Genomic DNA, 8,125 nt, shown 5'->3' on the forward strand with positions numbered 1-8,125 from the left:
TCCCTCCGGCCCTCGAAAGAAGTTGTTGCCGCCGCTGCCGTCAAACCCGGCCAGGACCCGCGGCCGGCAGGGGACACGGGCACCGCAACCGGGTCCCTCCGACCCTCGAAAGAAGCCGCTGCCGCCGCTGCCGTCAAACCCGGCCAGGACCCGCGGCCGGCAGGGGACACGGCCGCGAAGCCGACCCCGGACCCGGCCGAGCACCCGGGGTCGCCCACCGCCACAGCCAGGACTCCGCGGCCGCCGGGGAAGACGGGTGCCACACCCGGGTCGTCCCCGCCGGCGGAGGCAGCCGCTGCCGCGACCGGGAAGCCCCGCCAGGACCCACCGCCGGTCAGGACACCGGGTCCGCCCGCGGCGGCAGCCGCAGCCGCGCAAGCGCAGGACCCGAAGGTCACCGAAGACACCCCCGACGCGTCCGGGACGGCCGCGCACGCCCGGCTCTTCGGTACCCGGGGCCGGCACCGGCGGCGGCCGCACCGCAAGGCCCTGCTCGCGGCCGGAGGTCTGGCCCTGGCCGCCGGGGCGCTGGGTCTCGTACGGCTGGCGCCCGAGACCGGCATTCCGGGGCTGGGCCCGGCGGACCCCGGGGACACGCCGGACCTCGCCATCGACGCCGGCACCGGTCCGGACCGCTCCACGCGGGCCGCCGCCACGCTCGCCCCGTCGGCCCGTGCGCATCCGAGCCCGTCGGCCACCTCGGCCATGGGCGGCCCCGGCACCACGCCCGCTGCCGGCTCGATCCTCGTGCCGACCGCGACGGCGAGCGAGGCGCGGTCCCCCGCACCCGGCGCGACAGCTGACGCCTCGACGCCGGTGCGCCCTCCTCAGGCGCCGCCGGCCGCCACGGAGCCGTCCCGGCCCGCGCCCACGACGCCGCAGCACCCCCCGGCGCCCGGCCCCACCGCGTCCCCGGCACCGGCTCCGCAACCGTCGGAGCCCGACGACCGCGGCGTCTGCGTGCCGGTCATCGGGCTCTGCGTCGATCTGTTCGGTTCCCGCGGCCAGGGCTAGACGGCCGCGGACCGGGGATCACTCCTCCCCGGCGGGCGTCCTGCGGGTCAGCAGCCAGGGTTCGACGACCCCGAGGCCACGCACGGGACGCTGCCACATCGGCTGGAGCGCGAACCGGTACGCCGGTGGCTCCTCGCCCTCCTTCTCGGCGGCGGCGGCCGCCTCCGCCGCCTCGGCCTCCGAGGCGGGGGCCTCGCCGCTCCGGATCAGTTCCTCCGCGAACGCGCTGTCCACGAGGACCGCGTCGCGGGGGGCTATGGAGGTCAGCCGGGAGGCGAGGTTCACGGTCGTGCCGAAGACATCGCCCATCCGGGTGGTCACCGTGCCGAAGGCGATGCCGACCCGCAGCTCCGGCATGGTCTCGTCGTTGGCCATCGTCTCGATGAGCCGCAGCGCGATCTCCGCGGCGACGCCCGCGTCGTCGGCGGCGTACAGCACCTCGTCGCCGAGCGTCTTGATCAGGCGTCCGCCGTTCGCCGCCACCAGGTCGGCCGCCGTGGTCTCGAAGGCCTCGACGAGCTCGCCGAGCTCCTCCTCCTCCATACGGCGGGTCAGCCGGGTGAAGCCGACGAGGTCGGCGAAGCCCACGGCCAGCCGCCGGTCGACCATCTCCTCGTCGTCGGCGGCCTGCACGACCCGGCCGGTCGCGGCGGCCAGCTGGCGCCGCCAGACGTAGACGAGGAACTCCTCCAGCTCGGGCAGCAGCAGCTCGACCAGCGGATAGGTGACCTCGGTGCGGGTCATGCCGGGCTCCGGGGGCTCGGTCAGGCCCTCCAGGAAGGAGTCGATCTGCCACTCCGCGAGCCGGGCCGTGGTCTGCCCGGTGGACCGGGCCACCTGCACGGCCATGGCCTCGCTGAGCAGCCCCGCCTCGACCAGACCGGCCAGGCGCCGCAGCGCCAGCACGTCGGCCTCGGTCAGCGCCTTGGCCTGCCCGATGTCGGCGAAGCCCATGGCCCGCCAGAAGCGGGAGGCCAGCTCCATGGAGACCCCGGCACTGCGGGCCGCCTGAAACGGCGTGTAGCGCCGCTCGGCGCCGAGGATGAGCTGTTCCAGGCGCAGGGCGAGGGGGTCCTCGCCCGGTTCGGCGGCGTGGGGGTCCACGCGGCCGTCCCCGCCGGAGCCCGTGTCGTCGACGGTCACGCCTGCTGCCCTTCCGATCTGCCGCGGTCGAGTAAGCGACCGGCCTTCACTTTACGGCAGGTGTGCGCCAGCTCACTCCGCCGGGGAAAGCCGGCCCTGCCGTACCGCCGCTGGTGGGGTACCCGGGCGGCCGCGATCCGATCCCGCGCACGCCGTCCCGGCCGGGCTTCCGCTTGGCCCCCCGTGCGTCCGTACGCCCGCCGTCACGCCCTGCGCAGGTGCACGATGTCGCCGGCGCCCACCGGCTCCTGCACGCCCTCGCCGGTCGCGATCACGAGCCGCCCGTCGCCGTCGAGCGCGACGGCCTCCCCGGTGATCGCCCGGTCGCCCGGCAGCTCCGCCCGTACCTGTTTCCCCAACGTCGCACACCCGGCCGCGTACGTCTCCTGGAGTCCGCTGACCACCGGGTCGCCCGACGCGGCCCGCCACCGTCCGTACCACTCCTCCAGGGATCGCAGCACGGCCCGCAGCAGGGGGTCCCGGTCGGTGCTGACGGCGCCCGCGAGCGCCAGTGAACCCGCCTGGGGCACCGGGAGCTCGTCCGCGCGCAGCGTCACGTTGATGCCGACGCCGATGACCACGCCGTCGTCACCGGCCCGCTCGGCCAGGATGCCGCCGGCCTTGCGCTCCTCGCCGCCGATGGTCAGCAGCAGGTCGTTCGGCCACTTGAGTGCCGTGTCCACGCCCGCGGAACGCGACAGCCCGGTCGCCACGGCGACGCCCGTGAGCAGCGGCAGCCACCCCCAGCGGGTCACCGGCACCCCGGCCGGGTTCAGCAGTGCGGAGAAGAACAGCCCGGAGCGGGCCGGCGCCGTCCAGTCGCGGTCGAGGCGGCCCTTGCCGGCCGTCTGCTCCTCGGCGATCAGGACCGTGCCCTCGCCCGCCTCGCCCTTGGTGGCCAGCTCCACCAGGTCGGTGTTGGTGGAGCCGGTGCGCGCCACGACCCGCACGTCGCGCCAGAGTCCGCCCTCCCGGACGAGTCCCCGGCGCAGGGCGGCGGCGTTGAGCGGCGGACGGTCCAGGTCCGACCAGCGGCTGTCGTCTGATGCATCTCGCGGCGTCATGCAAGCCACCCTAGGTGTGTGAAACGCCGCACTGCTGATCCGCGGACCCCCCACTACTCTACGGATGAGTAACCGTCCCCCCTTTTGAGCAGGCAGGGAGCCGCGATCCCGATGTCCGAGCCGGAAGAGCAGATCGACATCCACACCACCGCGGGCAAGCTCGCGGATCTCCAGCGCCGCATCGGAGAAGCGACGCACGCCGGCTCCGCACGCGCCGTCGAGAAGCAGCACGCCAAGGGCAAACTGACGGCCCGTGAGCGCATCGAACTCCTCCTCGACGAAGGGTCCTTCGTCGAGCTCGACGAGTTCGCCCGGCACCGCTCCACCAATTTCGGGCTGGAGAAGAACCGCCCGTACGGCGACGGCGTGGTGACCGGCTACGGCACGGTCGACGGCCGTCCGGTGGCCGTGTTCTCGCAGGACTTCACCGTCTTCGGCGGCGCGCTCGGCGAGGTCTACGGCCAGAAGATCGTCAAGGTCATGGACTTCGCGCTGAAGACCGGCTGCCCGGTCATCGGCATCAACGACTCCGGCGGCGCCCGTATCCAGGAGGGTGTGGCCTCGCTGGGCGCGTACGGCGAGATCTTCCGCCGCAACACGCACGCCTCCGGTGTCATCCCGCAGATCAGCCTGGTCGTCGGCCCGTGCGCGGGCGGCGCGGTCTACTCCCCGGCGATCACCGACTTCACGGTGATGGTCGACCAGACCTCGCACATGTTCATCACCGGTCCGGACGTCATCAAGACGGTCACCGGTGAGGACGTCGGCTTCGAGGAGCTGGGCGGCGCCCGCACCCACAACTCGGCGTCCGGCGTGGCCCATCACATGGCGGGCGACGAGAAGGACGCCATCGAGTACGTCAAGCAGCTGCTGTCGTACCTGCCGTCCAACAACCTGTCCGAGCCTCCGGCGTTCCCCGAGGAGGCGGACCTGTCGGTCACGGACGAGGACCGCGAGCTGGACACGATCGTGCCGGACAGCGCGAACCAGCCGTACGACATGCACGCGGTGATCGAGCACGTCCTGGACGACGGCGAGTTCTTCGAGACGCAGGCGCTGTTCGCCCCGAACATCGTCACCGGCTTCGGCCGGGTCGAGGGCCGTCCCGTCGGTGTCGTCGCCAACCAGCCGATGCAGTTCGCCGGCTGCCTGGACATCGCCGCCTCGGAGAAGGCCGCGCGGTTCGTGCGGACCTGCGACGCCTTCAACGTGCCGGTGCTGACCTTCGTCGACGTCCCCGGCTTCCTGCCGGGCGTGGACCAGGAGCACGACGGCATCATCCGCCGCGGCGCCAAGCTGATCTACGCGTACGCCGAGGCGACCGTCCCGCTGATCACGGTCATCACCCGCAAGGCGTTCGGCGGCGCCTACGACGTCATGGGCTCCAAGCACCTGGGCGCCGACCTCAACCTGGCCTGGCCGACCGCCCAGATCGCCGTGATGGGCGCACAGGGCGCGGTCAACATCCTGCACCGCCGCACGATCGCCGAGTCGGACGACCCGGAGGCGGCCCGCGCGAGGCTGATGCAGGAGTACGAGGACGCCCTGCTCAACCCGTACGTCGCGGCCGAACGCGGGTACGTCGACGCGGTGATCATGCCGTCCGACACCCGTCTGCACATCGTGCGCGGCCTGCGTCAGCTCCGGACGAAGCGGGAATCCCTGCCTCCGAAGAAGCACGGCAACATCCCCCTCTAGTCCCACTGGGAGCCGTCATGAACATCAAGGTGCTCCGGGGCAACCCGACACCGGAGGAGCTGGCCGCCGCACTGGCGGTGGTCCGCGCCCGCGCCGCGGCGGCGTCAGCCGTGCCGCCCGGCGCACCCGAGCCGCGGGACGGGTGGTCGGACCCGTCCCGCATCGCCGCACACCGGCTGCCGCAGCCGGGCCCGTCGACGTGGGCCCGGACGTACTGGCCCGGTTAGCAGACGGCCGCCGCGACGGCTTCGGCCATCACCTCGTACCCGGCGTCGTTCGGGTGCAGGTGGTCGCCGAAGTCGTAGGCGGGCCGCAGCCGGTCGGGGTCCGCCGGGTCGGCCAGCGCCCGGTTCAGGTCCACGACCGCGTCGTACTCGCCCGAGCCGCTGATCCACGCGTTCAGCTCACGGCTGACCTCGGCCGCGTGCCGGCCCCAGTGGTCGGAACCCGCGAACGGCAGCAGGGTGCAGCCGGCCACCCGCAGCCCGGCGGCCCGGGCCTGCCGCAGCACCTCCCGGTGCCCGGCGATCAGCTCGGCCGTCTCCACCACGGGCGCCGGCTTGTAGGTGGGCTGTTCGTCCGTCTCGCTGAAGCCGATGTCGTTGAGCCCGAGCAGCACGACCAGCGTGTCCACGCCCGGCCGCTCCAGCACGTCCCGGCGCAGCCGGGCCACGCCCCGCTCGCCGTACCAGGCGGAGTCGTGGAGCAGCAGGTTCCCGCCGATGCCCGCGTTGAGGACGGGCCGTCCGGTGCGGGCGGCGAGCGCGTCGGACCAGCGCCGGTCGGCGCCGGGTGTGGAGCCGAACCCGTCGGTGATCGAGTCGCCGAGGAGCGCGACGGCGTCCGTGCGCCCGGCGTCGGTCTCCACCGCCGTCAGGAAGTACCAGGACGCGCTGACCTCGTCGAAGCCCGCCCCCGCGGGATCCGCCGTCAGGTCGCCCGGGCCTCGGTGGGCGTCGGCGAAGGCCTGGGCGTGGAACGTGGCGGGGCCGGTGGCGGCGTCGAAGTACAGGGTGACGGTCAGCGACTCCCCGGCGGCGACGGCGAGCGGCACGTCGTCGCTGACGAGTTCCCCGCGCTCCGGCACGGCCGCCTCGGGTGAGCCCCCGAAGGTGAGCCGGGTGAGCGTCCCGGGCCGTACGGCCCCCCCGGGTGCCGTACGGCCGACGCTCGCGGCCGCGATCCGCACGGGCGAGCTGCCGTACGCGTGCCCGAGGCGTATCCGCAGCCGTTCCCCGCCCGCCGACAGCCGGACGGCCTGCCGCAGCGACTGGCGCCAGAAGCCCTCCCGGGACCAGTTGGGGGTGAAGCCCTCGCTGGGCAGCTGGGGCGAGGCGCTCCAGGACGTGGTGAACACGCGAGCCTCCAAACGGAATCACAGTCCCATTAGTTAATGGCACAGTAGCACCGTTAGGAGAAAACCTGAGTACGCGTACTCAGGCGCCGGGCGCTCCGCCCGGCCGACGATGGAAGGCATGCTGTGGTCCGACCCCGAGAACGAGCCGCCCGAGGAACTGCGCGAGATGCAGGACAGGTTGCGGCGGCTGGGCGTTCTCATGGCACTGGCCATGGTCCTGACGATGATCGTGATCGGGCTGAGGTGAGCACGGCCCTGCCCGCCGATACGCTGACGGCATGACTGATCAGCCGCGCCGCCGACTCGTCCTCGCCTCCCAGTCCCCCGCCCGGCTCAACCTCCTGCGCCAGGCCGGACTGAGCCCCGAGGTCCTCGTGAGCGGCGTCGACGAGGACGCCGTCACCGCGCCCACCCCCGCCGAGCTGGCACTGGCCTTGGCCGAGGCGAAGGCCTCCGTCGTCGCGGCACGGCCCGAGGTCCAGGGCGCGATCGTGATCGGCTGCGACTCGGTCCTCGACCTCGACGGGCAGCCGCTCGGCAAGCCGGCCGACATCGAGGAGGCCGCCGCACGCTGGAAGGCCATGCGCGGCCGCGCGGGCACCCTCCAGACCGGCCACTGCATCTACGACACCGCCATCGGCCGCTACTCCTCGGCGACCGCCTCCACGGTGGTCCACTTCGGCGAGCCGACCGACGACGAGATCGCCGCCTACGTGGCCTCCGGCGAACCGCTGCACGTCGCGGGGGCGTTCACCCTGGACGGCCGTTCGGCCCCGTTCATCGACGGCATCGAGGGCGACCACGGCAACGTCATCGGCATCAGCCTGCCCATGGTCCGGCGGCTGCTCGGCCGGCTCGGTGTCGGGATCACGGAGTTGTGGGCGCCGGCGGAGGCGTGACCGGGGAACCGCCGCCCGCGGAGCCGTCGCCGTCCCCTCCGGACGGGGCGTCGGCCGGCTTCGCGGGCGCGCCCTGACCGTCGTACGTCATCAGCACCAGCACGATCAGGGCGAACACGACGACCATGAAGAGGAACGCCGTCCAGCCCACCAGGCCCCAGGCGAACGCGCCCAGCAGCGCGTGCACCACGGCGGCGCTGATGAGCAGGACACGCCCGAATCCGGCCGGCGCGCGGTCGCGCAGGGCCACGAGCAGGGCCACCAGACCGCACAGCGCGAAGTAGGCGCCGAAGACGACACCGCCCGCCTTCGACGACACCGACATCACGTCAGGATCCAGACCGGCCAGGGACATGTCCTGGCGGTCCACGACGATCCCGAGGAACCAGTTCAGCGCCCCGACGCCGAGCGCCTCGACGAAGAGCACGACCGCCACGACCCACGCCACCGGTCTGCGCACCACCGGTCCCACCCACTTCCGAGCTCACCGAGCGCCGCCCCGGCCCATCCGGGCGCGGCCGCTGTTACCCCAAGTACGTTTCGAGACATCGCGAACGCTACTAACGGGTAAACCCCGGGACAAGGGTCCGGGCGGGGGCAAAGAATCATTGGGCCATTCGTAGGGATTCCACAAAGAAACCAAGTGGCCCGCAGCACGTGATGACAGAGACCTTGACCACAGCGGAGGGCTAGGGTTTTCCGGGAGAGACCTGCGTGCCGAGGCGCGACATGGGATTTCGCAGGGTGGGCCGGCCCCGAATCACGCTCCGTGTGGGCAAGGTCACCACTGGGGACGGGTCGAAGTGCCGTGTCGGCAGTCCCTAAACTCGGCTTGTTTCAAGGAGGGAGCCTCAATCGTGCGCAAGGTGCTCATCGCCAACCGTGGCGAAATCGCTGTCCGCGTGGCCCGGGCCTGCCGGGACGCCGGGATCGCGAGCGTGGCCGTCTAC

9 protein-coding genes are annotated in these 8,125 nt (G+C 72.9%); 5 read left to right on the top strand and 4 right to left on the bottom strand.

Annotated elements, in window-relative coordinates; translation table 11 throughout:
* Positions 1-1,032: 1,032 nt before the first annotated feature.
* The gene (locus tag ABZ899_RS14000) at positions 1,033-2,157 is read right to left on the bottom strand and encodes an adenylate/guanylate cyclase domain-containing protein (RefSeq protein WP_361345206.1); all 1,125 of its coding nucleotides are present in this window, start codon (positions 2,155-2,157) and stop codon (positions 1,033-1,035) included.
* A gap of 203 nt (positions 2,158-2,360) precedes the next feature.
* Complete coding sequence (locus ABZ899_RS14005) at positions 2,361-3,221, bottom strand: biotin--[acetyl-CoA-carboxylase] ligase (RefSeq protein ID WP_361345208.1); 861 nt, start codon at positions 3,219-3,221, stop codon at positions 2,361-2,363.
* A 111-nt stretch (positions 3,222-3,332) separates the two neighbouring features.
* Between ABZ899_RS14005 and ABZ899_RS14010 the strand changes: the two genes are divergently transcribed.
* Together ABZ899_RS14010 and ABZ899_RS14015 are read left to right on the top strand one after the other, a co-directional pair.
* Positions 3,333-4,919, top strand: coding sequence for an acyl-CoA carboxylase subunit beta (locus ABZ899_RS14010; RefSeq protein ID WP_361345210.1), 1,587 nt, complete (start codon positions 3,333-3,335; stop codon positions 4,917-4,919).
* A gap of 17 nt (positions 4,920-4,936) precedes the next feature.
* Positions 4,937-5,146, top strand: a complete 210-nt coding sequence (locus ABZ899_RS14015) for an acyl-CoA carboxylase epsilon subunit (protein WP_361345212.1) — start codon at positions 4,937-4,939, stop codon at positions 5,144-5,146.
* On the opposite strand, the gene ABZ899_RS14020 is transcribed toward ABZ899_RS14015, so the two are convergent.
* The gene (locus ABZ899_RS14020) at positions 5,143-6,276 is read right to left on the bottom strand and encodes an SGNH/GDSL hydrolase family protein (protein ID WP_361345214.1); all 1,134 of its coding nucleotides are present in this window, start codon (positions 6,274-6,276) and stop codon (positions 5,143-5,145) included. The two genes, ABZ899_RS14015 and ABZ899_RS14020, sit on opposite strands and share 4 nt — an antisense overlap.
* Positions 6,277-6,394: 118 nt before the next feature.
* Between ABZ899_RS14020 and ABZ899_RS14025 the strand changes: the two genes are divergently transcribed.
* Together ABZ899_RS14025 and ABZ899_RS14030 are read left to right on the top strand one after the other, a co-directional pair.
* The gene (locus tag ABZ899_RS14025; protein ID WP_086869350.1) at positions 6,395-6,523 is read left to right on the top strand and encodes a hypothetical protein; all 129 of its coding nucleotides are present in this window, start codon (positions 6,395-6,397) and stop codon (positions 6,521-6,523) included.
* Between the two features lie 31 nt (positions 6,524-6,554).
* Positions 6,555-7,175 carry a nucleoside triphosphate pyrophosphatase gene (locus ABZ899_RS14030; protein ID WP_361345215.1) on the top strand — a complete coding sequence of 207 codons (621 nt, stop codon included), beginning with the start codon at positions 6,555-6,557 and terminating at the stop codon, positions 7,173-7,175.
* On the opposite strand, the gene ABZ899_RS14035 is transcribed toward ABZ899_RS14030, so the two are convergent.
* Entirely contained in the window at positions 7,144-7,638 is a 495-nt protein-coding gene (locus tag ABZ899_RS14035; protein ID WP_361345217.1) for a hypothetical protein, read from the bottom strand. The genes ABZ899_RS14030 and ABZ899_RS14035 overlap by 32 nt on opposite strands.
* Positions 7,639-8,032: 394 nt before the next feature.
* On the opposite strand from ABZ899_RS14035, the gene ABZ899_RS14040 reads away from it, so the two are divergent.
* Positions 8,033-8,125: biotin carboxylase N-terminal domain-containing protein (locus ABZ899_RS14040; RefSeq protein ID WP_280842533.1), on the top strand; the 93-nt coding region annotated here is incomplete at its 3' end.

The sequence above is a fragment of the Streptomyces sp. NPDC046859 genome (assembly GCF_040645135.1).
GTDB lineage: Bacteria > Actinomycetota > Actinomycetes > Streptomycetales > Streptomycetaceae > Streptomyces.

Coding starts and splice junctions, on each gene's coding strand:
- ABZ899_RS14015 (WP_361345212.1), top strand. CDS start 4,937: ATGAACATCAAGGTGCTCCGGGGCAACCCGACACCGGAGGAGCTGGCC.
- ABZ899_RS14010 (WP_361345210.1), top strand. CDS start 3,333: ATGTCCGAGCCGGAAGAGCAGATCGACATCCACACCACCGCGGGCAAG.
- ABZ899_RS14005 (WP_361345208.1), bottom strand. CDS start 3,221: ATGACGCCGCGAGATGCATCAGACGACAGCCGCTGGTCGGACCTGGAC.
- ABZ899_RS14025 (WP_086869350.1), top strand. CDS start 6,395: ATGCTGTGGTCCGACCCCGAGAACGAGCCGCCCGAGGAACTGCGCGAG.
- ABZ899_RS14030 (WP_361345215.1), top strand. CDS start 6,555: ATGACTGATCAGCCGCGCCGCCGACTCGTCCTCGCCTCCCAGTCCCCC.